At 38.5% G+C, this 22,881-nt stretch carries 18 protein-coding genes, 2 tRNA genes and 3 rRNA genes; 15 read left to right on the top strand and 8 right to left on the bottom strand.

What is annotated here, in order from left to right:
- Positions 1-50: 50 nt before the first annotated feature.
- Positions 51-875 carry a DUF92 domain-containing protein gene (locus tag IGJ55_RS12940; protein ID WP_430606604.1) on the bottom strand — a complete coding sequence of 275 codons (825 nt, stop codon included), beginning with the start codon at positions 873-875 and terminating at the stop codon, positions 51-53.
- Between the two features lie 172 nt (positions 876-1,047).
- On the opposite strand from IGJ55_RS12940, the gene IGJ55_RS12935 reads away from it, so the two are divergent.
- Complete coding sequence (locus IGJ55_RS12935; protein WP_429948909.1) at positions 1,048-2,166, top strand: AI-2E family transporter; 1,119 nt, start codon at positions 1,048-1,050, stop codon at positions 2,164-2,166.
- Between the two features lie 133 nt (positions 2,167-2,299).
- Here the strand turns inward: IGJ55_RS12935 and nrdF are convergent, their stop codons facing one another.
- The 4 genes from nrdF to nrdH all read right to left on the bottom strand — a co-directional run bounded on the left by nrdF (position 2,300) and on the right by nrdH (position 6,107).
- A complete protein-coding gene (gene nrdF, locus IGJ55_RS12930) occupies positions 2,300-3,262 on the bottom strand; it encodes a class 1b ribonucleoside-diphosphate reductase subunit beta (RefSeq protein WP_069639094.1) in 963 nt (320 codons plus the stop codon).
- Between the two features lie 101 nt (positions 3,263-3,363).
- Entirely contained in the window at positions 3,364-5,523 is a 2,160-nt protein-coding gene (nrdE, locus tag IGJ55_RS12925; protein ID WP_430608164.1) for a class 1b ribonucleoside-diphosphate reductase subunit alpha, read from the bottom strand.
- Complete coding sequence (nrdI, locus tag IGJ55_RS12920) at positions 5,504-5,881, bottom strand: class Ib ribonucleoside-diphosphate reductase assembly flavoprotein NrdI (protein WP_069639095.1); 378 nt, start codon at positions 5,879-5,881, stop codon at positions 5,504-5,506. Before nrdI ends, nrdE begins: the two co-directional genes overlap by 20 nt.
- Before the next feature lies 1 nt (position 5,882).
- Complete coding sequence (gene nrdH / locus IGJ55_RS12915) at positions 5,883-6,107, bottom strand: glutaredoxin-like protein NrdH (RefSeq protein ID WP_010760423.1); 225 nt, start codon at positions 6,105-6,107, stop codon at positions 5,883-5,885.
- Between the two features lie 445 nt (positions 6,108-6,552).
- Between nrdH and IGJ55_RS12910 the strand changes: the two genes are divergently transcribed.
- The 5 genes from IGJ55_RS12910 (at position 6,553) to IGJ55_RS12890 (ending at position 10,732) form a co-directional block, all read left to right on the top strand.
- Complete coding sequence (locus IGJ55_RS12910) at positions 6,553-7,020, top strand: FeoA family protein (protein WP_069639097.1); 468 nt, start codon at positions 6,553-6,555, stop codon at positions 7,018-7,020.
- 3 nt (positions 7,021-7,023) lie between these two features.
- Positions 7,024-9,177, top strand: a complete 2,154-nt coding sequence (feoB, locus tag IGJ55_RS12905) for a ferrous iron transport protein B (RefSeq protein WP_430606603.1) — start codon at positions 7,024-7,026, stop codon at positions 9,175-9,177.
- A gap of 4 nt (positions 9,178-9,181) precedes the next feature.
- Positions 9,182-9,313 carry a FeoB-associated Cys-rich membrane protein gene (locus IGJ55_RS12900; protein WP_207121169.1) on the top strand — a complete coding sequence of 44 codons (132 nt, stop codon included), beginning with the start codon at positions 9,182-9,184 and terminating at the stop codon, positions 9,311-9,313.
- A gap of 111 nt (positions 9,314-9,424) precedes the next feature.
- Positions 9,425-9,497 (top strand) — tRNA-Lys (locus IGJ55_RS12895).
- 362 nt (positions 9,498-9,859) lie between these two features.
- Positions 9,860-10,732, top strand: coding sequence for a hypothetical protein (locus tag IGJ55_RS12890; RefSeq protein WP_430606602.1), 873 nt, complete (start codon positions 9,860-9,862; stop codon positions 10,730-10,732).
- A 791-nt stretch (positions 10,733-11,523) separates the two neighbouring features.
- Here IGJ55_RS12890 and IGJ55_RS12885 read toward each other — a convergent pair.
- Positions 11,524-12,030, bottom strand: a complete 507-nt coding sequence (locus IGJ55_RS12885) for a phosphatidylglycerophosphatase A family protein (RefSeq protein WP_069639100.1) — start codon at positions 12,028-12,030, stop codon at positions 11,524-11,526.
- Between the two features lie 85 nt (positions 12,031-12,115).
- On the opposite strand from IGJ55_RS12885, the gene IGJ55_RS12880 reads away from it, so the two are divergent.
- Positions 12,116-12,358 carry a DUF1450 domain-containing protein gene (locus IGJ55_RS12880; RefSeq protein ID WP_069639101.1) on the top strand — a complete coding sequence of 81 codons (243 nt, stop codon included), beginning with the start codon at positions 12,116-12,118 and terminating at the stop codon, positions 12,356-12,358.
- Between the two features lie 124 nt (positions 12,359-12,482).
- Here the strand turns inward: IGJ55_RS12880 and IGJ55_RS12875 are convergent, their stop codons facing one another.
- Positions 12,483-13,496 (bottom strand): NAD(P)/FAD-dependent oxidoreductase, encoded by a 1,014-nt coding sequence (locus IGJ55_RS12875; protein WP_069639102.1) that lies wholly within the window; start codon positions 13,494-13,496, stop codon positions 12,483-12,485.
- Between the two features lie 226 nt (positions 13,497-13,722).
- On the opposite strand from IGJ55_RS12875, the gene IGJ55_RS12870 reads away from it, so the two are divergent.
- On the top strand, positions 13,723-14,310 hold the full coding sequence (locus tag IGJ55_RS12870; protein ID WP_069639103.1) for a peptidylprolyl isomerase: 588 nt from the start codon (positions 13,723-13,725) through the stop codon (positions 14,308-14,310).
- A 59-nt stretch (positions 14,311-14,369) separates the two neighbouring features.
- On the opposite strand, the gene IGJ55_RS12865 is transcribed toward IGJ55_RS12870, so the two are convergent.
- Positions 14,370-15,536, bottom strand: coding sequence for a MalY/PatB family protein (locus IGJ55_RS12865; RefSeq protein ID WP_069639104.1), 1,167 nt, complete (start codon positions 15,534-15,536; stop codon positions 14,370-14,372).
- Positions 15,537-15,735: 199 nt separating this feature from the next.
- On the opposite strand from IGJ55_RS12865, the gene IGJ55_RS12860 reads away from it, so the two are divergent.
- The 7 genes from IGJ55_RS12860 (at position 15,736) to rrf (ending at position 22,877) form a co-directional block, all read left to right on the top strand.
- Positions 15,736-16,104 carry a CvfD/Ygs/GSP13 family RNA-binding post-transcriptional regulator gene (locus tag IGJ55_RS12860; RefSeq protein WP_429948917.1) on the top strand — a complete coding sequence of 123 codons (369 nt, stop codon included), beginning with the start codon at positions 15,736-15,738 and terminating at the stop codon, positions 16,102-16,104.
- A gap of 64 nt (positions 16,105-16,168) precedes the next feature.
- A complete protein-coding gene (locus IGJ55_RS12855; protein ID WP_204638612.1) occupies positions 16,169-16,540 on the top strand; it encodes a hypothetical protein in 372 nt (123 codons plus the stop codon).
- A gap of 133 nt (positions 16,541-16,673) precedes the next feature.
- Positions 16,674-17,180, top strand: coding sequence for a GNAT family N-acetyltransferase (locus IGJ55_RS12850; RefSeq protein ID WP_069639107.1), 507 nt, complete (start codon positions 16,674-16,676; stop codon positions 17,178-17,180).
- Between the two features lie 677 nt (positions 17,181-17,857).
- Positions 17,858-19,418, top strand: a 16S ribosomal RNA gene (locus IGJ55_RS12845).
- 83 nt (positions 19,419-19,501) lie between these two features.
- A tRNA-Ala gene (locus IGJ55_RS12840) sits at positions 19,502-19,574 on the top strand.
- Between the two features lie 178 nt (positions 19,575-19,752).
- Positions 19,753-22,664, top strand: a 23S ribosomal RNA gene (locus tag IGJ55_RS12835).
- A gap of 97 nt (positions 22,665-22,761) precedes the next feature.
- A 5S ribosomal RNA gene (rrf, locus tag IGJ55_RS12830) occupies positions 22,762-22,877 on the top strand.
- The 16S, 23S and 5S rRNA genes sit together here with 1 tRNA gene alongside, the layout of an rRNA operon.
- The last annotated feature ends 4 nt before the right edge of the window (positions 22,878-22,881 follow it).

Here is a 22,881-nt window from a genome sequence, read left to right as displayed (position 1 = left end):
GTTTGAACGTGTCATCATTCAAGCTTACTTTATTTTTTGATAAGGCGTTCTTATTCCATAAAAAAAGTAAGCAACCAACTGAATAAAACAGTCAAACTTCCACTAAAAAAGTTGACCCAATCATTTGTTACCCACGAAATACCGCTGATTTTTAAGGTAGATTGATGATGATGCTGTTGTTGTTCAGTAATAGATCCGCAGATGGGGCAGCGATATTTTACTTGAAAGATGATACCTAGTAGGCTATCGATCAAAGAATCAAGAAAGCCGCAAAATAGTGGAAGGCTGAACAATAGAAGGGGTGAAAGCTGAACATCCTCATAGCTTCCAGAGCTTAGCCAGAAGGCAGTAGCAATCAAAAGACTACCTAACAGTGAAGAAATAGTCCCTAATAGTGAAATACCGCCAGAAAGACCTGGCGTAATCGGTTTAAATGAAAGAATAGAATAGGGGGCTTTTTTACTTAAAATACCTATTTCAGATGCCCAGGTATCTGAAGTTGCACCTGCGATACCGCTAACATACCCAATTAGGAACAATTCAATGTCTGTATAGTAGAACAGAATTAAAGAAATAATAGCAGGGAGACTATTGGCAAGCACTTGGCAGGCATCTCTAGTATGTCCTTTTTCAGTTACACTCGAGTCTGAGCCTCTTTTCATCCCTTTCTTTATTAAATGGATAAAGCCAGAACTGGCAAAAAATAGAATTAACAACTCCCAAACGGGCCATGAACCAAACCCACAAACAATTATAGCAACAAAAATCATAGCCAATGTGCCAGATTTGGTAAGTAAATGTGTAATATAAGAAAATATGCCAATAAAACTGCCTACAATCATGCCTATTAATAATTTATAAAGTAAAATAGTCATCATACACCTCTTAAATAATTGGTTCTGTCTAAACGGATAAACAAAATAAGTATAGCATGGAATGAGAGGTAGTTATAAAATCTTTTATAAGATAACACGAAAATTGAGACAATAACCCCTTTATGCTAGTAAAGAATGATAGAATAAAAGTATTCGTTATTGGAGGTTTTGTATGGGATCGTTATTCAAACAATCAAAATTATTATTTTGGACAGTAGAAATTGTACTTACGATTATTGGGGTTTTCTTTTTATTGAAGATGCCTAACGTTTTTAGCCCAATTTTAGGAATGGTATCAGCTGTTTTTATGCCATTATTGATTGCAGGTTTTTTATATTATATGTTCGATCCACTTGTTTTATTTTTAGAAAAACGTGGTCTTCCAAGAATTATTGGCTTTTTGCTTTCATTTGCGGTCTTAATCGTTTTGATTACACTAGTTGTCATGAATGTCGTTCCTCAATTAGTTAATCAGTCAGTTGAATTAAGCCAGTCGCTTCCTACCTATGCTGAGGAAATGAATCAATGGTTGAATGATTTAGGAGAGCTTGAAGCATTTAAAGGATTTAATATTCAAGAACAGTTAGATAAAGCGAATATTACAATTAGCAATATTTTGAATTTTGCAATTGTGGGTGTAACAAGTAGTCTTTCAAAAATTGTGAGTATTTTGATGCGATTTTTCATTTTGCTTTTTACTGTACCGTTTATCTTGTTTTTTATGTTTAAAGATGGGCATAAATTTTTAGACGCATTGTCTCATTTTTTTCCAAAGAGTATTCGTAGTGAGTTACAGCAAACCGTAAAAGAGATGAATCAAACTTTGTCAGCATATATTAGTAGTACGGTTTTAGATGCATTTATTATTGGGATTTTAAGTTTTATCGCGATGACGATATTTAAGCAACCATATAGCTTACTGTTAGCTGTATTTTGTGGTCTGACGAATATTATTCCCTATGTTGGCCCATTTATTGGGGCAGTTCCAGCAATTTTAGTGGGTCTATTTATTTCACCCTGGCAAGCTTTATATATGGCAGTGTCGATTTTAGTTATTCAGCAACTGGATGGCAATTTGATCAAACCATTGTTGATGGGGAAATCTCTAAATGTTCATCCTTTAACGATCATCTTAGTTTTGATTGCAGCGGGCAGTGTCGGTGGAATCATCGGGATGCTGATTTGTATTCCTGTATATGCAGTTATTAAAACATTGGTTCTTAATATTAGTAAAATTTATAACATTAAGAAGGAGAGTAAGGATCGTTCCTCCAATGAACCAATCAGTTAAGTCTTGCTGATTCAGCTTTTTATAAAGTAGATAGAGAAAAGGCGACAAGCGAATAATTATTAAAAAATAAGTCTAGGCTAAAAACTCAAATGGTTTTAGCCTAGACTTATTTTTATGTGTTCAAAAGAGATGATTAGTCCATACCAATCAGGTAATCGTCATCTTTCATTGCTTCAACAGTTCCTAATAGGTAACCATTACCGACTTGTGAGAAGAAATCATGGTTGCTAGTACCAGTAGAGATACCATTCATAACGATTGGATTAACATCATTTGCTGTATCAGCAAATAATGGATCCATACCAAGATTCATCAAGGCTTTATTCGCATTGTAACGTAAGAAAGTTTTCACTTCTTCAGTCCAGCCTAACTCATCATATAATTGCTCTGTGTAACGTTCTTCATTTTCATATAGCTCATAAAGAAGATTATACATCCAGTCTTTCATGTCATTTTGTTCTGCTTCATTCAATTCATTGAAGCCTAATTGGAATTTGTATCCAATATAAGTACCATGAACAGACTCATCGCGAATGATTAGTTTAATGATTTCGGCAACGTTTGCTAGTTTATTATTCCCTAAGTAGTAAAGAGGAGTGTAAAAACCAGAATAGAAAAGAAAGGTTTCCAAAAATACGCTCGCAACTTTCTTTTCGAGTGGCGTACCATTTTTATATATTTCATTGATTTTTTCAGCTTTTGTTTGTAGATAAACATTAGTATTTGTCCATTCGAAGATTTCATCGATTTCTTTTTTAGTATTTAATGTACTAAAAATGGATGAATAGCTTTTTGCGTGAACAGATTCCATAAATTGGATATTGTTTAAAACAGCTTCTTCATGTGGCGTACGAACGTCGTTTCTTAATTGTTCCATACCACTTTCAGACTGAACAGTATCTAGTAGAGTCAAACCGCCAAAAACGTATCCTACAGTTGTTTTTTCTAAATCTGAAAGAGTTCTCCAATCATCTAGATCGTTAGACAAAGGAATACGAGTATCTAGCCAAAATTGCTCCGTTAGTTTTTCCCAAGTAGACTTATCGATCACATCTTCGATAGCGTTCCAGTTAATCGCTTCATAATATGTTGCCATGTATGTTCCTCCTCATTACCTTTACGTTAAAATACAATAAATCATAGAACAAGGCGACCAGAGGACGCCTTGTTTGTATATATGTTTGCTGGTCTTAATTTTTAGATGACACAACTCTCACATTGGTTGCTACCGATTTCTTCAGCATCATCCGTAAATGTTCTTACGTAATAGATTGATTTTACCCCTTTATGGAAAGCATAGTGACGTAAAATATTCAAATCACGAGTGGTTTGTTTTGGTGAATCTTTCCATTCATATAAGCCTTCAGGAATTTCAGAACGCATAAACAAGGTTAAACTCATACCTTGATCCACATGTTGTTGCGCTGTTGCATAAACATCAATGACTTTACGCATATCCATGTCATAAGCAGATGTATAATAAGGAATCGTATCATTTGCGAGATAAGGCGCAGGATAATAAATTTTACCAATTTTCTTTTCTTGACGCTCTTCGATCATCCGAGTGATTGGGTGAATACTAGCACTCGTATCATTGATATAAGAAATAGAACCATTCGGTGCAACTGCTAAACGATTTTGATGATATAAGCCGTCTTGCTTCACTGCATCACGTAATTTTGCCCAGTCTTCAGAAGTTGGGACAAAAATATCTTTAAAGATTTCTTTGACTTTATCTGATTGTGGAGTGAAGTCTCCGTCAATATATTTATCAAAATAAGAACCATTAGCATAATCAGATTTTTCAAAATTATAAAAGGTTTCATTATATTGTTTTGCAATGTTATTACTTTCTACTAAAGTCCAGTAGTTCAATAAAGTAAAGTAAACATTGGTGAAATCTAGTGAATCTTTAGAACCATACTCCATATGGTTTTTAGCAAAGAACGTATGCAGACCCATCGCACCAAGTCCGATGGTATGACTTAATTTATTTCCGTTTTGAATAGAAGGCACTACATCAATATCAGATGCATCCGTTACAAAAGTTAAAGCACGAGTCATGGCACGAACAGATTTACCAAAGTCAGGACTGTCCATCAAGTTGACAATGTTTGTCGAACCTAAGTTACAACTGATATCTGTACCAAGTGTTTCATATTCTTGTTTGCCATTTAAAACAGAAGGTGTTTGAACTTGTAAAATTTCTGAACATAAGTTACTCATGATGATTTTGCCATAAGCTGGATTACTTCTATTAGCTGTATCAATATTGATGATATATGGATAGCCAGATTCTTGTTGTAATTTAGAAATTTCATTTTCTAGATCACGCGCTTTGATTTTACGTTTACGAATCTTAGGATTGGCAACTAGATTATCGTATTCTTTGGTAATATCAATATAAGAGAACGGGACACCATATTCACGTTCTACACTATAAGGGCTGAATAGATACATATCTTCATTATTACGTGCTAATTCATAAAATTTATCAGGAACCACAACGCCTAACGATAAAGTTTTCACACGAACCTTTTCATCCGCATTTTCTTTTTTTGTTGAAAGGAACATTTCGATATCTGGATGGAAAACGTTTAGATAAACAACTCCAGCACCTTGACGTTGACCTAGTTGATTAGAATAACTAAAGCTATCTTCGAACAATTTCATAACGGGAACCACGCCGCTGGCAGCTCCTTCATATCCTTTGATCGGAGCACCTGCTTCACGTAAGTTGGCTAATGTGATACCCACACCGCCACCAATACGTGATAATTGTAAAGCGGAGTTGATTGAACGGCCGATACTGTTCATGTCATCTGTTACTTGGATCAAGAAACAAGAAACAAGCTCACCACGGCGTTTACGTCCTGCATTCAAGAATGAAGGTGTGGCTGGTTGATAACGTTGGTGGATCATTTCATCAGCTAAAACTAAAGCCAATTCTTCATTACCATCAGCAAAATACAAGGCATTGAAAGCCACACGATCTTCATAGCTTTCTAAGTATTCACTACCTTCATTGTTTTTAAGTGCATATTGTGAATAAAACTTATAAGCTGCCATAAATGATTTGAATTCAAAGTTTTGTTCATCTAAAAACGTATATAATTTTTCAATAAAAGCCATAGAATATTTTTGGACAAAAGCAGTTTCCAAATAGTCGTTCTCGATTAAATAATTGATTTTTGCTTCTATAGTGTCGAAGGTTCTTGTGTTAGGAAGGACATTTTCTTTGAAAAAAGCTTCCAATGCTTCTTTATCCTTATGTAAAGGAATTTGTCCGTCAACAGGACGATTGATCTCATTATTCAGCTTAAAATAGCTAACATCTTTAATTTCTTTTAGACTCAAGTTCATTCACTACTTTCTTAAAGGATTCCACGTCTTCATTCGTACCGCTAAATTCAAATGCAAAAAGCATTGGAACGTTATAATCACGTGCTATGTCTTTGGCTGTATATACAAACAAATCTGCGAAATTGAGGTTTCCGCCTCCAGCAACGCCTTGCAAGTATTCTTGATTATTTTTGTAATCAAGAAAATCATTCACTACTTCCGTGATTTCTTGGTCATAAGTAGGAACGACTAGGACAAAAGGCTCATTTATCTCAAAAAAAGGATTCGCAGGCTCAATTTCACAAGCTGCTAAATCCAATTTTTTAATGAAGCGTCTAGTTTGTCCAGTGACTGAGAAATAAACAATTTTCATTTTAGCTAGCCAATTGTTTTAATTGATCAGGACGGAATCCTACAACTGTTGTAGCATCAGAAGTGATAACCGGAACACTTTGGAATCCTTGTTCTTTTAACCAGTCGATTGCGTCTGGTTGGATATCGATATTTACTTCTTCAAATGCTATATTATTCTCGCTCAAAAAGCGTTTTGCCATTTTACATTGGATACAATTATTTTTAGAAAAGATTTTTACGTTCATTTTTATTTCCCCCTCAATTAGTTTACTTCACTAGTATAAATCTCTCAGAAAAAAAGTCAACACTTAGGCACTACATATTGTGGTCGTTTTTTGTTTGAATACCATGTTTTGTGTTTTTGAAAGAAATATGAAAGCACGTATTCTCTAGATTTAAGCGCCTTTTCTTACCATTTTTGTGTTTAAAAAAGAAATTTATTAAATTTTGAATCGGAACTTCTAATTTCAAAAACACAAGATATAGTGGTCAATCAATATACAAGACACTAGGATAATGGGACCAATTTTAATGGGAGAATATTTTCTTACTATAGGTAGAAAGAAGATTGATTTAAGTATCACAAACAGGTATACTTAATGAGAACGATTATCAATATCATTGAGAATCAAAATGAAACTTTTTCACAATAGAATAAGAAAAGAACAGTTAAAATAGGGAGGGTATCCAATGTTAACATTGGCACAGGCAAAGTTGAATAAGGTTTATACAATTGAAGAGATCCAAGCAGAAGGTTTTGCACGGAAGCATTTGAATAATCTGGGTCTTGTGCCAGGAGGCAAGGTTGTCTTGGTCAATTATTCCAGTGAGAATGGAATTGTCCTTTTACACAATAGCCGAATTGCGATCAACCTATCTGTCTTAAAACAAATTATAATAGTAGAAAAAAGTATTGATGAAGAAAATTGGTTGTCTTTAGATCAATTAATTGTAGGTGAAAAAGCACGAGTCATCGGGATCCATGGACAAGGAGCTGTCAAAAGACGGTTGATGGATATGGGGCTTACAAAAGGCGTTGATCTACTTGTTAGAAAAATGGCTCCTTTAGGCGATCCAATCGAAATCAATCTCCGTGGCTATGAATTGACGTTAAGGAAGAATGAAGCAGAACTAGTCTTGGTACAGAAAGAGGGATAAAAAATGAAAGAACAGCATATTGCTCTGACAGGAAATCCGAATAGTGGGAAGACAACTGCATTTAATGCACTGACAGGAGCCAATCAATATGTAGGAAATTGGCCAGGCGTTACCGTTGAACGAAAAGAAGGTAAATTGAAAAAAAGCAAACAAATAACGATCCAAGATTTACCAGGTATCTATTCCCTTTCCCCATACACACCGGAAGAAGTTGTTGCTCGGGATTACTTACTTAGTGGCAGTCCAGATGTGATTGTTAATATTGTGGATGCGACAAATCTAGAGCGTAATCTATATTTGACAACTCAATTGATGGAAACTGGGATTTCTGTTGTAGTCGGATTGAATATGATGGATATTTTAGATAAAACAGGAAGAAAAATTAATATCGAAAAACTTTCCTATGGTTTGGGTGTAGATGTACTAGGTGTCAGTGCTTTAAAAAATCGCGGGCTTGATGAATTAATTCAAAAAGCGGTTAAAGCAACAGAAGTCTTTCCGCCAGAGTTCAATTATCCAACCTATGATAATCGTTTAGAAGCAGCCTTAAATGAAATTGTGGATGTATTGGGAAACAGTGTGCTAGAAAAGCAAGCACGTTGGTACAGTATCAAATTATTTGAAAGAGATGCCAGAGTTGAGTCAGAATTAGAATTAAGTAGTCTTCAAAAAAATGAAATAAAAGAAATCATTAAAATCACTGAAAAGATTTTTGGGGATGATAGTGAGGCAATCATAATTAATGAGCGTTATGAATTTATTACTCGTTTAACTGCTCTTTGTGCGATCGAAAAAAATGAAATAACATATAGTACCAGTGATAAAATTGACCGAATTGTGACAAATCGTTGGCTAGCACTACCGATTTTTGCTTTGATCATGTGGTTTGTCTATTACTTAGCAATTCAAACTGTGGGCACTATGGGAACGGACTGGATCAATGATGAATTATTCGGAAATATTGTCCCAACGACAGTTAGTAATTGGCTTACAAATTGGCAAGTGGCACCGTGGATGCAAAGTTTGATTTTAGATGGAATCATTGCTGGAGTTGGAGCAGTTTTAGGATTCTTACCACAGTTAGCTGTTTTATTCTTGTGTTTAGGCTTTTTGGAAGATTGTGGTTACATGTCAAGAATTGCGTTTGTGATGGATCGTTTGTTTCGGAAATTTGGCCTGTCGGGAAAATCCTTTATACCGATGCTGATTGCGACCGGTTGTGGTGTACCAGGTGTCATGGCAAGTCGTACAATCGAAAATGAAAAGGATCGCAAGATGACAATCATGGTGACAACCTTTATGCCTTGTTCAGCAAAATTGCCGATCATCGCACTGATAGCTGGAGCATTTTTTCCAAAAAGTAGTTGGGTTTCACCATCGGCTTATTTTATCGGGATCGCAGCGATTGTGTTATCGGGTATTGCTTTGAAAAAGACACGGTCATTTTCTGGAGATCCAGCACCGTTTATCATGGAATTACCCGCATATCATATGTCCCAACTACGTGGCGTGCTCCGTCATGCCTATGATCGCAGTAAATCATTTGTGAAAAAAGCGGGGACGATTATTTTTGTGATGAGTATCATTATTTGGTTTACATCTACTTATACATTTACCTTACAAGAAGCGGGTGCTGATCAAAGTATTTTAGCAAATTTAGGTAAAATAATTGCACCATTATTCGCACCGCTTGGCTGGGGAACTTGGCAAGGAGCGGTTGCTACGATCACAGGCTTAGTTGCAAAGGAAAACGTGATCGGCACATTCGGTATTTTATTTGGGCATTTAGGTGAAGTTTCTGAAGATGGCGTTGAGGTATGGTCCGCTTTACAAGGTGCTTTTACCCCAGTTGCTGCATATTCATTTTTAGTTTTTAATCTATTATGTGCACCATGCTTTGCAGCGATTGGTGCAATTCGCAGAGAAATGGGTGATTGGAAATGGACATGGGGAGCGATCGGCTATCAATGTGGTTTAGCCTATGTTGTAAGTTTTATCATCTATCAATTTGGGCATGTTATTTTTGAAAATGGCCAAATCGGTGTTGGTATTTTTATGGCAGGATTTTTAGTTATACTCATGGGGTATTATTTAGTTAGAAAGCCAAAAGTAAAAGAAGCACCAGTTGTGACATTGGCAACTTTAGAAAGAGGGTAAGAAGATGGCCACGATTGTTTTAGCAATACTGATTTTCGGAGGAGCAGGCTCTATTGTTTATACTCAAATCAAGAAAGGGAAAAGCTGTGATGACTGTCATACAACTTGTCCAGTGAAAAAAGAGCAAGGAGAGTAGACAGTTTGGACGCAATGAGATAAATAGAGTTAAAATTTATTTCATTGCGTCTGATGTTCCCTCTTGAATAAACGACTTTCAAGTGCTACAATATTTAAGTACTAATTATTTGGGTCGTTAGCTCAGTTGGTAGAGCAGCTGACTCTTAATCAGCGGGTCATGGGTTCGAGCCCCTTACGACCCATTGGGTGCCAAACCCACGAGAATGGTATTCTGTCGGCGTCTTCTGACGTTTAGAAGATGGAATATGCGTTCTCTTTTTTTGTTTCAGAAATTTACGAAACAAAAGGCTCTTTGTCAACTAATGTTGGTGAAGAAAATCCAAAGAATTAAATCAATGATGAAGCCTAGAGGGAAATTCCTCTAGGTTTTTCCATTTTTAAAAAATTTTCATTAAAAGTAATGTTTTTGTTTTATCGAGCTAAATTAAAAATCAAAACAATTGTCTAAGACTCAAAAGCAAAAATCGCATCCCTAATCATAAGAAGTGAGTAATCGGTTATTTGATGATAAACTAAAGAAAAGAAAGTTCTAGGAGGGACAAAAATGAAAAAGAAACTCATTTATTCATTCATACTACTTGCAGGAATATCACTAGCTGCCTGTGGAGGAAAAACTAAGACTGTTGAAAGTTCAACTTCGAATAAAAGTACAGAAAATAGTAGTCAAAGCAATAGTTCAACTAGTAGCACAACAAAATCAAGTTCAATCAAATCCTCTACAGAGAACTCAGCTTCGTCTGAATCAAAATCAAGTGAAAGCCAATCAGCAGTCAAAGCAGAGACGAATGCTCCTGCAAAACAAGCAGATGCTGTGTTAAGTCAGCTCAGCACAGCATTTCCCAATGATCGTTTACCCCAAGCGGTATTAACAAGCAAGACAGCTGACTATTTAACCGCAGCAACGACAAGCACGGCTGATCAGGAGAATTTCAGAATTTTATATTATGCTGAAAATCATGCAATCGAGGTCAATGATATTGTAGTTAATGACTTGCAACCAATTGCCTCGTTTGAAAAAAAATCGTATGATTCCAATGAAACAGCTGCTAGTGTAGTAAATCAAATTATTGATAATGGTGGAAGTAAAATAGATTTAGGGTATGGAATTACTGGCTATCAACAAGGGGCAGCGGGATCAAGTTACTTATCGTGGCAAGAAGGAAATTGGAGTCTGGTTGTTAGGGCTTCAAATATTGGTGGAGAAGTTGCTGAACCGTTAGCTAAAGAAGCTGTGGCTTACTTAGAAACAGCGATGCTTCCAGCTCCTCAAAATATTGGACAAATTTCTTTAACAGCTAGTACAAGTGATAGCTATCAAAATAATTCAATCGTTTGGCAAAAAGGATTGATTGTTTATACAATTCAACACTTTGATGCACTTCAAGCATTAAAAATGACAGTATCAACAAATCAATAACTATAGTTACATGCTTCTTAAAGAAACAAAACAAAAAAGTGATTTGCTATTAAACAAATAATATTGAAAAAAGTGTCTGTCTATTTTTTATTTATATAAAGATCGATTTTTAAAGGAAAAATAAAGCTCAATCAGCATTGACGAAACATTCACTCATCTTGTACAATGAGTACATGATAGAAGCAAAAATAATAAAATAAAAAAGGCACTTCATAGTCTGGTGGCCGCCAAACTACGAAGCCCTGATGAGTCAAGACACTGACCAATCAAGTTGCCCTCGTCAATGCAAAAGCACTGACATGATTCATTGTACTCAATTTTTAGGAAAATATCTACCCCTAAAAGTATACGAGATGATGAACATGACAGGGTTTACTTATTGATTGATACAACGGTATTGGAAGGAATTCTAATACTGTTTTTTTATTTTTTGCTTCTATCTCTTGTTTTAAGTATCCTTGTTGAACAGTCTTAGATATGAAGCTAAGTAAGGTTCAATGAATAAAGGATATGTTGGCTAAAGTTTACCACTATAGGCATTTGATTTATCTATTGGGGAAGAAAATCAACAGCTGAAAAAATGTGCTCATTTATCAGAAAGAACTCTTGTTGCCTATAGTGGTAGCTTTATACCTAAGTATAAGAAAATGTCATATACTTTAAACTTATTATAATGGCAAGGTTACTAATGTAGCAATTGAAACGATGTTAAAAAATAAAAAAGAGTCGAATTATTATTTAAGTATCAAAAAATTGATACAGTAAGATTCGACTCTTTTTTTGATTGAAAATTATTGTGTGATACGGCTTTTATCCGGTTGAGAATGAGCTAAGCGACTAGCAGCAGCTGCTGCGATGGCCCCCACAATATCATCTAAAAATGTATGAACATGCGGTCCTTCATGAGAATTTAATTTAGCAAGAATGCCAGGTTTTACTTTATCGATGTAACCGTAGTTTGTAAAGCCGATTGAGCCATACACGTTGACAATCGAAAGCGCCAAAATTTCGTCGATTCCATACAGCCCTTCATCTTCCTCTAGAATTTCTTGTAAAGGATGAAGCAATTTCTTTTCTTCAGCTAAGATATCTAATTGAATACCTGTAATAATCGTATTATGAACCTCGCGTTTAGATAAGACACTGTCGATATGTTCAATACAGGTTGCTAAATCAAGATCCTCAATGTAGGGCTTTTGTAAGAATAAAACTAATTCAGCCAAATCTTCCATCTCAACGCCACGATCTTTTAATAACTGTCGTGCTTTGTTTTCTAACGTTTCACCTTTTATCACCAAAATAAAAACCTCCAATGCGTCATTTATAGACTTAGAATACATCAATGGTATACTATCTAGAGAGAAAATTGCAAGGAGAAGATCGATGAACCCACTGATAGAATGTTGTGAACAAAATTTGGCTAAAGGCGCAGAGCTATTGTTAAGTGATCCATTTATCGAAGAAAATGGAGACGTAATCTCTTATTCTTGTATGAATGAATGCATTCTTTGCGCCCAAACATACTTTGTTTTATTTGAAGGAGAACGAATTACCGGCGAAACACCAGAAGAGCTTGTGGTTAATATAAAAAAAGCCCTTGTCCTTTGGCAAGAAGAAATGGGTTAAAAAAAGAGAGCGAAACAAAACTGATTTTTAGTTTTGTTTCGCTCTCTTTATCTGAATAAATGGCGAGAAAAAAGCAGTGCATCTTATTTCTCGGAGCTAAGCACTTTTGTTTTGGGCTTTTTGATTAAAGCATTTTCGCTTCTTTTCCTTCAAATAAACTAGTGCTGTGCATCGGTTGCGTTCTAGCATCTGGCTTAATGAAGTGCAATGCGTTATTGACAGCTGTTGGTGCTTCACCGAAGCCTGTGGCAATCAATTTTACTTTGCCGTCATAGTTGCAAATATCACCAACTGCATAGACACCAGGAATGTTTGTTGACATGTCTGAGTTTACTTCAATCGCATTTCGGCTGACATCTAAACCCCAATCTTTCAAATGCCCTAATGAAGAAGTGAAGCCATAATTAATAATCAAAGAATCCAAATCAAGTTGTTCGAAATTATCTGCTTTGGTTTCTTTTAATTTGATACCTTTGAAGGAATTATCTTCTACTAATAATTGATCAATGACATAAGGGGTATAAATAGATACGTCAGAATTTTTCAAATTATCTACACTATGTTCATGTCCACGAAATTCAGGGCGGCGATGGATAATTGAAACTTTTTCAGCGATAGGTTCTAACATTAGCGCCCAATCAATGGCAGAGTCACCACCACCTGCAATCGCAACTTTTTTACCAGAAAATTTGTTCATATCAGTAACATAATAATGAACGTGATTTCCTTCAAGTTCTGTCGCACCATCAAGGGTTAGACGTCTAGGTTGGAAGGAGCCATTTCCGATAGCAAAGATAACGGCTTTAGAATAGTGAACACCCTTCGAAGTTTCGATACGCAGATAACCATCTTCTTGCACTAAGTTTCTTACTTCTTCCTCTAAACAAGTTTCATGAGCAAAAGGGGCAATTTGTTTTTCTAAATTGTCAATCAGCTCGCTGGCTTTAATTGCAGGAAAACCAGGAACGTCATAAATATATTTTTCAGGGTAAAGCGTAGATAGTTGTCCGCCAAGTTGGGGTAGGCTATCAATAATTTTTGTTTTTGCTTTACGAATTCCTGCATAAAAAGCGGCGAAAAGACCGACGGGGCCTGCGCCGACGATAGTTAGATCATAAATGTTTTTTGAATCAGACATCAAAATTCCCTCCAGTTTCTATAATAAAAAAGGTTTCATCTATATAAAATGAAAGCAAAAAAAGTAGTATATCGTTTTTCACAAAATAGCACTTGTAGCAGAAAAAAGCAAGTGGGAGTTTGTGAAAAAAGGCTTCTCTTAAAAGAATAACAAAGATAATGGAATTTTCAAGTGAAGTTGTTTATGATAGTATAAGTAAGTAAAAATTAATAAGGAGGAAACAACTATGTCAGAATTTCCACAATTAGATTTAGCGAATGTTAAAGGCCCAAAAGCCGTGATTAAAACCAACCGTGGGGATATTACTGTTCAACTTTTCCCGGATCATGCACCAAAAACAGTTGAAAATTTTGTTCAATTAGCGAAAAAAGGCTATTATGATGGTGTGATATTTCACCGTGTCATTCCAGATTTCATGATTCAAGGTGGCGATCCCACTGGAACAGGTATGGGCGGCGAAAGTATTTATGGTGAAAAATTTGAAGATGAGTTCTCTAAAGACGTATTTAACTTGCGTGGAGCTTTATCAATGGCAAATGCGGGCCCTAATACAAACGGCAGTCAATTCTTTATTGTAAATAATCAAAATGTCCCTGCAAATATGTTTGGTCAATTAGAAGGGGCAGGATTCCCTACAGAAGTGATCGAAGCGTATAAAAAAGGCGGTACTCCTTGGTTAGACTTCCGTCATACCGTTTTCGGTCATGTCGTGGAAGGTATGGATGTTGTTGATGAAATTGGTGGTGTACAAAGAGACTCACAAGATCGTCCAACATTTGACGTAGTGATCGATAAAGTAGAAATCAGCGAATAAGCTCATTTATTTAAAATAAAAGCTCAAAACAAAATAGACTTTGTTTTGAGCTTTTTTTACTATTCAAAAGAATGTTTGATTCTGTGCAAACCTTCTACAAGAGTTTCTTTTGGACATGCGATATTTAAGCGCATATGCTGTGTCCCATTAGGACCAAAAGAAATTCCCGGATTTAAAACGACTTTTCCTTGATGAACAAGCCGGTTTTGGATTTGTGTATCAGACAAATCCAAAGCAGAGAAATCTAACCAAATTAAATAAGTCCCTTCTGGGCGCATCATTTTGACTTTAGGTAGTTCAGTTTGTAAGAATTCACTCACAAGATCGATGTTTTCTTTTAAGTAAACCAATAATTCTTTTAACCAAGTATCACCATTTTTATATGCAGCTTCCGTTCCAACATAACCAAAGATGTTGATCTCATTTTGAAAATTTTGTTCTTGTGCAGCGACAAATTTTTTCCGTAAATCAGGATTTTCAATAAAAATCATTGAGTTTTTAATCCCTGCTAGATTGAACGTTTTAGTAGCAGCGGTTAAAGTAATTGAAAAATCCTTAAATGTCGGGTGGACATTCGTGAATGTTGTAAACACGTGAGGAGCAAAAATCAAATCCTGATGGATCTCATCACTGATAACAAGAACATCATATTTTGCACATAATTTGCCAAAAGCTTCCAATTCACTTTTGCTCCAGACACGGCCGCCAGGGTTGTGAGGATTACAAAGAATAACAACTCGTACATTCTCATCCACGATTTGTTTCGCCATCATTTCCAGGTCCATAACGAAGTGTTCTTGTTCTATTAATAGCTGGCTTCGAATCAGTTTACGATTATTTTGTTCAACGACTTTGGCAAATGGAGGATAAACTGGATCGTGGATCAAAACAGCATCACCAGGTTCAGTGTATGCTTGAATAGCTAATGAAAGACTTGGTACAACACCACTATTGAAAAGAATAGCTTCTTTACCAACGGAAAAATCATGGTGCCGCTTTTGCCAACTTTGAATTGCTTCGTATAATGAATCGGGAGCAGGCGAGTAACCTAAAATTCCTTGCTCTGCTGTTTCTTTTAAGGCCTCAAGGACTGGCAGATTTGCTTTGAAATCCATATCAGCTATCCACAAAGGCAAAAGACCATCTTCTCCATAAGTATCTTTAATGGAATCCCATTTTGAACAATTTGTATTACGGCGATCATAAACTCTATCAAAATTGACCATTCAATCCATCCTTTCTATTCTAAAACATTTTTCACTAAATAAACTCTAACTATAGTATAATAGACTTTCGATAAAATATGAATAAAAAGAATTAATAAATAAAGTAGTAGAAATAAATTCATGCACTTTTTAATGGAACGTGATATCATTTTATAGAAGCAAAACATTTTGATGGGATTTATGAAAAGAGGATAAGAAAATGGAATACAAAATAGGGATGATTCTTAACGGAACGATCACAGGGTTACAACCCTACGGTGCTTTTGTTTCATTAAGTGATACAATCCAAGGATTGATACATGTTTCAGAAGTACAAGCTGGCTATACTAAAAATATTCACAGTTTATTGACAGTTGGACAAGAGGTTAAAGTGCAGATTATTGATGTTGATGAATACTCAAAAAAAATCAGCTTATCTTTAAGAACCTTAGAGACACAAATCCAGCAACCAAATCTTCGCCGTAAAAAATACTTTACCAATAAAAATAAAAAAATAGGGTTTGAGACATTAGAAAAAGAGCTTCCTATCTGGACTAATGAAGCGATGAACGAGTTACTTGAGAAATAATTCTGTTTTTTTTCAGAAAATATGGTACAATTTTCGTAGTTTATGAAAACAAAAATTAATTGAGGTGGATGTTTTGTCTAACAAAAAAGTCGCTGGTACTATTATGCTGAATCTAAATGATGGTTCAAAAAAGTTTCTTGTTCATCCTGATGGTGAGTCAATGGCGTTTGTGACAACAAAAGTTTCTGAAGATATGACCGGATTGGCGAGTATGTTACAATTTTTTAAAGAAGAAATTCAACTAGATGTTACTTCAATTAATTTAGTCGAGTTAACAAATGCACATACAGATGCTGAAAATATGCCTTTATTTGTATTTGAAATGAACGAAGAACATATGAATTCTACGAACAATGATAGTTACGTGTGGGAAAAACCATCTGAATTAAAAAATTTACTAGCTTCTTATGATATTCAAGGAGTACCAATGTTTTAACATTAAATAGTTAGATAATAATAAAAGGCACTGTGGTGACCTCTTTTATTTCAGAGTTTAAAAAACAGGACAAAGCAATCATGTTTTGTTCTTTTTTTTTACAAAAGTATATATAGATAGGAAGAAGTAAAGAATGCAACTAAAGAAAGTCACTAAGACAGAAACGAAAATAGCACTATCTATATTAAAAGAAAGTGCGGAATGGTTACAAGAAATAGGGAGTGATCAGTGGTCTGATATTTTACAGGGAGAAGATAAGCATGGTTTAGCCGAAGCTGTCGAAAGAGGAGAAGTATTTTTCTTCTATAATAATAAGAACCAATTAGCAGGAATGGTAGCCGCATGGAAAAATCCAACTGCATGGGACAAATTACTTTGGCAAGAGTATGACCCTAAGCAATTTGCTTACTATCTCCATCGCGTAATCATTCGGCCAAACTATAGAGGTAGTGGTTATGGAAAAGAATTGTTGACTGAGTTGAAACTAAAATTTAAAACAGAAGTATCAGAACTACGTTTAGATTGTTTAGCACGTAATCAAAAGCTTATTCAGTTCTATCTTGGAAATGAATTTGTTAATATAGGAAGTGCAAGTGATTTATATGGAAATGAATTCGAACTATTTTCATATAAATTATAAAAATAGTCTGGAAAAAAAACAGTAAATAAGTGTAAATTGAAATATGAAACTATATTTGTAGTGTAAAGGCGAAAATGAATCGAAGAGTTATACAAATACAAAAAATTCTTTTTGATTTTTTTCAAAATAATGGTTGACCAATAAAGAAAAACTTGTTATATTATATCTTGTCGCAAGGCACTAATGAAACACGTCGAACGATAAAAATAACATAACATCCTAACGGGTGAAAAAAACTTTAGGAATCAGAAAAATTATTGTTGACAAATGATAACTGACCTGATAAAATAATGAAGTTGTCTCAGAAACGAGTGGCAATGAAAAAGAAATAAAATAACAATTCAGGTTTTAAAAAAACTTGGAAAATCAGGAAAAGTTGTTGACAAATAACAACAAACCTGATAAACTAATGAAGTTGTCGACGAAACATTCGATAACATCAAGCAGAAAAGACTTTGAAACTTTTGAAGAAAAGTGTTGACATCAAATCAAAGATTTGATATGATATAAAAGTTGCTGCGAGGTAACACAGTAGACCTTTGAAAACTGAACAAAGTAAGACGAACCAAATGTGTAGGTTGTTTTTACAACGGTAAAAACAAACAACAATTTTTAACAAGCAAGCAATATGCTAGCAACCAAATGAGCTTATCGATCGCAAGATCGTGTTCAACTTTTATTATGAGAGTTTGATCCTGGCTCAGGACGAACGCTGGCGGCGTGCCTAATACATGCAAGTCGAACGCTTCTTTTCTACCGAGTGCTTGCACTCATTTGAAAAGAAGAGTGGCGGACGGGTGAGTAACACGTGGGTAACCTACCCATCAGAGGGGGATAACACTTGGAAACAGGTGCTAATACCGCATAATAGTCGACACCGCATGGTGTTGATTTGAAAGACGCTTTCGGGTGTCACTGATGGATGGACCCGCGGTGCATTAGCTAGTTGGTGAGGTAACGGCTCACCAAGGCCATGATGCATAGCCGACCTGAGAGGGTGATCGGCCACACTGGGACTGAGACACGGCCCAGACTCCTACGGGAGGCAGCAGTAGGGAATCTTCGGCAATGGACGAAAGTCTGACCGAGCAACGCCGCGTGAGTGAAGAAGGTTTTCGGATCGTAAAACTCTGTTGTTAGAGAAGAACAAGTAGGAGAGTAACTGCTCTTACCTTGACGGTATCTAACCAGAAAGCCACGGCTAACTACGTGCCAGCAGCCGCGGTAATACGTAGGTGGCAAGCGTTGTCCGGATTTATTGGGCGTAAAGCGAGCGCAGGCGGTTTCTTAAGTCTGATGTGAAAGCCCCCGGCTCAACCGGGGAGGGTCATTGGAAACTGGGAGACTTGAGTGCAGAAGAGGAGAGTGGAATTCCATGTGTAGCGGTGAAATGCGTAGATATATGGAGGAACACCAGTGGCGAAGGCGACTCTCTGGTCTGTAACTGACGCTGAGGCTCGAAAGCGTGGGGAGCAAACAGGATTAGATACCCTGGTAGTCCACGCCGTAAACGATGAGTGCTAAGTGTTGGAGGGTTTCCGCCCTTCAGTGCTGCAGCTAACGCATTAAGCACTCCGCCTGGGGAGTACGACCGCAAGGTTGAAACTCAAAGGAATTGACGGGGGCCCGCACAAGCGGTGGAGCATGTGGTTTAATTCGAAGCAACGCGAAGAACCTTACCAGGTCTTGACATCCTTTGACCACTCGAGAGATCGAGCTTTCCCTTCGGGGACAAAGTGACAGGTGGTGCATGGTTGTCGTCAGCTCGTGTCGTGAGATGTTGGGTTAAGTCCCGCAACGAGCGCAACCCTTATTGTTAGTTGCCATCATTCAGTTGGGCACTCTAGCGAGACTGCCGGTGACAAACCGGAGGAAGGTGGGGATGACGTCAAATCATCATGCCCCTTATGACCTGGGCTACACACGTGCTACAATGGGAAGTACAACGAGTCGCTAGGCCGCGAGGTCATGCAAATCTCTTAAAGCTTCTCTCAGTTCGGATTGTAGGCTGCAACTCGCCTACATGAAGCCGGAATCGCTAGTAATCGCGGATCAGCACGCCGCGGTGAATACGTTCCCGGGCCTTGTACACACCGCCCGTCACACCACGAAAGTTTGTAACACCCGAAGTCGGTGAGGTAACCCTTGTGGAGCCAGCCGCCTAAGGTGGGATAGATGATTGGGGTGAAGTCGTAACAAGGTAGCCGTATCGGAAGGTGCGGCTGGATCACCTCCTTTCTAAGGAATATTACGGAAACTTACACATTCGTCGACACTTTGTTCAGTTTTGAGAGGTTTACTCTCATTTTAATAAGTACCACGGGGCCTTAGCTCAGCTGGGAGAGCGCCTGCTTTGCACGCAGGAGGTCAGCGGTTCGATCCCGCTAGGCTCCATTAGTAACCAATGGTTACTAATTATTGTTCATTGAAAACTGGATATTGAAGTAAAAAAGTAATCAAAACAAACCGAGAACACCGCGTTGAAGAGTTAATTAACTGTTCGAAGCTTATTTTATTGGTGACGCCTCTATCGCTAGAGAAACGAACCAAACAATTGACCGTAAGGTCATAAGGTTAAGTGAATAAGGGCGCACGGTGGATGCCTTGGCATTAGGAGCCGATGAAGGACGGGACTAACACCGATATGCTTTGGGGAGCTGTAAGTGAGCTATGATCCAGAGATTTCCGAATGGGGAAACCCAACATCTTTTATAGGATGTTACTTTCCAGTGAATACATAGCTGGTTAGAGGTAGACGCAGAGAACTGAAACATCTTAGTACCTGCAGGAAGAGAAAGAAAATTCGATTCCCTGAGTAGCGGCGAGCGAAACGGGAAGAGCCCAAACCAACAAGCTTGCTTGTTGGGGTTGTAGGACTCCGTTGTGGTAGTCTGTCAAGATAGTCGAAGAACCTGGAAAGGTTCGCCAAAGTGGGTAATAGCCCCGTAGACGAAATGTTGGCAACACCTAGGAGGATCCTGAGTACGGCGGAACACGAGAAATTCCGTCGGAATCCGCGGGGACCATCCCGCAAGGCTAAATACTCCCTAATGACCGATAGTGAACCAGTACCGTGAGGGAAAGGTGAAAAGCACCCCGGAAGGGGAGTGAAATAGATCCTGAAACCGTGTGCCTACAACAAGTCAAAGCCCGTTAATGGGTAATGGCGTGCCTTTTGTAGAATGAACCGGCGAGTTACGATTGCATGCGAGGTTAAGGTGAAGAGCCGGAGCCGCAGCGAAAGCGAGTCTGAATAGGGCGAATGAGTATGTAGTCGTAGACCCGAAACCATGTGATCTACCCATGGCCAGGTTGAAGGTGTGGTAAAACGCACTGGAGGACCGAACCCACGTACGTTGAAAAGTGCGGGGATGAGCTGTGGGTAGCGGAGAAATTCCAAACGAACTTGGAGATAGCTGGTTCTCTCCGAAATAGCTTTAGGGCTAGCGTCGAAGTTAAGAATGATGGAGGTAGAGCACTGTTTGGACTAGGGGCCCATCTCGGGTTACCGAATTCAGATAAACTCCGAATGCCATTCATTCATATTCGGCAGTCAGACTGCGAGTGATAAGATCCGTAGTCGAAAGGGAAACAGCCCAGACCACCAGCTAAGGTCCCAAAATATATGTTAAGTGGAAAAGGATGTGGGGTTGCACAGACAACTAGGATGTTGGCTCAGAAGCAGCCACCATTTAAAGAGTGCGTAATAGCTCACTAGTCGAGTGACCCTGCGCCGAAAATGTACCGGGGCTAAACATATTACCGAAGCTGTGGATCACACCTCTGGTGTGATGGTAGGAGAGCGTTCTAAGGGCGTCGAAGCTAGATCGTGAGGACTAGTGGAGCGCTTAGAAGTGAGAATGCCGGTATGAGTAGCGAAAGACGGGTGAGAATCCCGTCCACCGTATGACTAAGGTTTCCTGGGGAAGGCTCGTCCGCCCAGGGTTAGTCGGGACCTAAGCCGAGGCCGAAAGGCGTAGGCGATGGACAACAGGTTGATATTCCTGTACCAGTTGTTTTTGTTTGAGCAATGGAGGGACGCAGGAGGCTAAGGAATGCATGCGACTGGAAGTGCATGTCCAAGCAGTAAGTCTTGAGTAGAGTCAAATGCTTTACTCTGTACGGACAAGCTGTGATGGGGAGGGAAATAATAGTACCGAAGTTCCTGATGTCACACTGTCAAGAAAAGCTTCTAGTGAGAAAACAACTGCCCGTACCGTAAACCGACACAGGTAGTCGAGGAGAGTATCCTAAGGTGAGCGAGCGAACTCTCGTTAAGGAACTCGGCAAAATGACCCCGTAACTTCGGGAGAAGGGGTGCTGACTTCGGTCAGCCGCAGTGAATAGGCCCAAGCGACTGTTTATCAAAAACACAGGTCTCTGCAAAATCGAAAGATGAAGTATAGGGGCTGACGCCTGCCCGGTGCTGGAAGGTTAAGAGGATGGGTTAGCTTCGGCGAAGCTCAGAATTGAAGCCCCAGTAAACGGCGGCCGTAACTATAACGGTCCTAAGGTAGCGAAATTCCTTGTCGGGTAAGTTCCGACCCGCACGAAAGGCGTAACGATTTGGGCACTGTCTCAACGAGAGACTCGGTGAAATTTTAGTACCTGTGAAGATGCAGGTTACCCGCGACAGGACGGAAAGACCCCATGGAGCTTTACTGTAGCTTGATATTGAGTGTTTGTACCACATGTACAGGATAGGTAGGAGCCGATGAACCCGGAACGCTAGTTTCGGTGGAGGCGCTGGTGGGATACTACCCTTGTGTTATGAACCCTCTAACCCGCACCACTTATCGTGGTGGGAGACAGTGTCAGGTGGGCAGTTTGACTGGGGCGGTCGCCTCCTAAAGAGTAACGGAGGCGCCCAAAGGTTCCCTCAGAATGGTTGGAAATCATTCGCAGAGTGTAAAGGCAGAAGGGAGCTTGACTGCGAGACTTACAAGTCGAGCAGGGACGAAAGTCGGGCTTAGTGATCCGGTGGTTCCGCATGGAAGGGCCATCGCTCAACGGATAAAAGCTACCCTGGGGATAACAGGCTTATCTCCCCCAAGAGTCCACATCGACGGGGAGGTTTGGCACCTCGATGTCGGCTCGTCGCATCCTGGGGCTGTAGTCGGTCCCAAGGGTTGGGCTGTTCGCCCATTAAAGCGGCACGCGAGCTGGGTTCAGAACGTCGTGAGACAGTTCGGTCCCTATCCGTCGCGGGCGTTGGAAATTTGAGAGGAGCTGTCCTTAGTACGAGAGGACCGGGATGGACTTACCGCTGGTGTACCAGTTGTTCTGCCAAGGGCATTGCTGGGTAGCTATGTAGGGAAGGGATAAACGCTGAAAGCATCTAAGTGTGAAGCCCACCTCAAGATGAGATTTCCCATTTCTTTAAGAAAGTAAGACCCCTCAGAGATGATGAGGTAGATAGGTTGGAAGTGGAAGTGCAGTGATGTACGGAGCGGACCAATACTAATCGGTCGAGGACTTAACCAAAGAAGCGAAATAAAAAAGTTTTTCGGAATGTTTGATTCTATTACTTCAATCCAGTTTTGAGTGAATAATCACTCAACTAAATAGCAACAACACCCAGTGTGGTGGCGATAGCGAGAAGGATACACCTGTTCCCATGCCGAACACAGAAGTTAAGCTTCTTAGCGCCGATTGTAGTGAAGGGTTTCCCTTTGTGAGAGTAGGACGTCGCCACGCTAAT

Origin of the sequence: Enterococcus sp. AZ170, from assembly GCF_050545135.1 — a bacterium.
Lineage (GTDB): Bacteria > Bacillota > Bacilli > Lactobacillales > Enterococcaceae > Enterococcus_L > Enterococcus_L ureilyticus.
The sequence above is the reverse complement of the archived record's forward strand: the minus strand, read 5'-3'. Positions and strand labels throughout refer to the sequence as shown.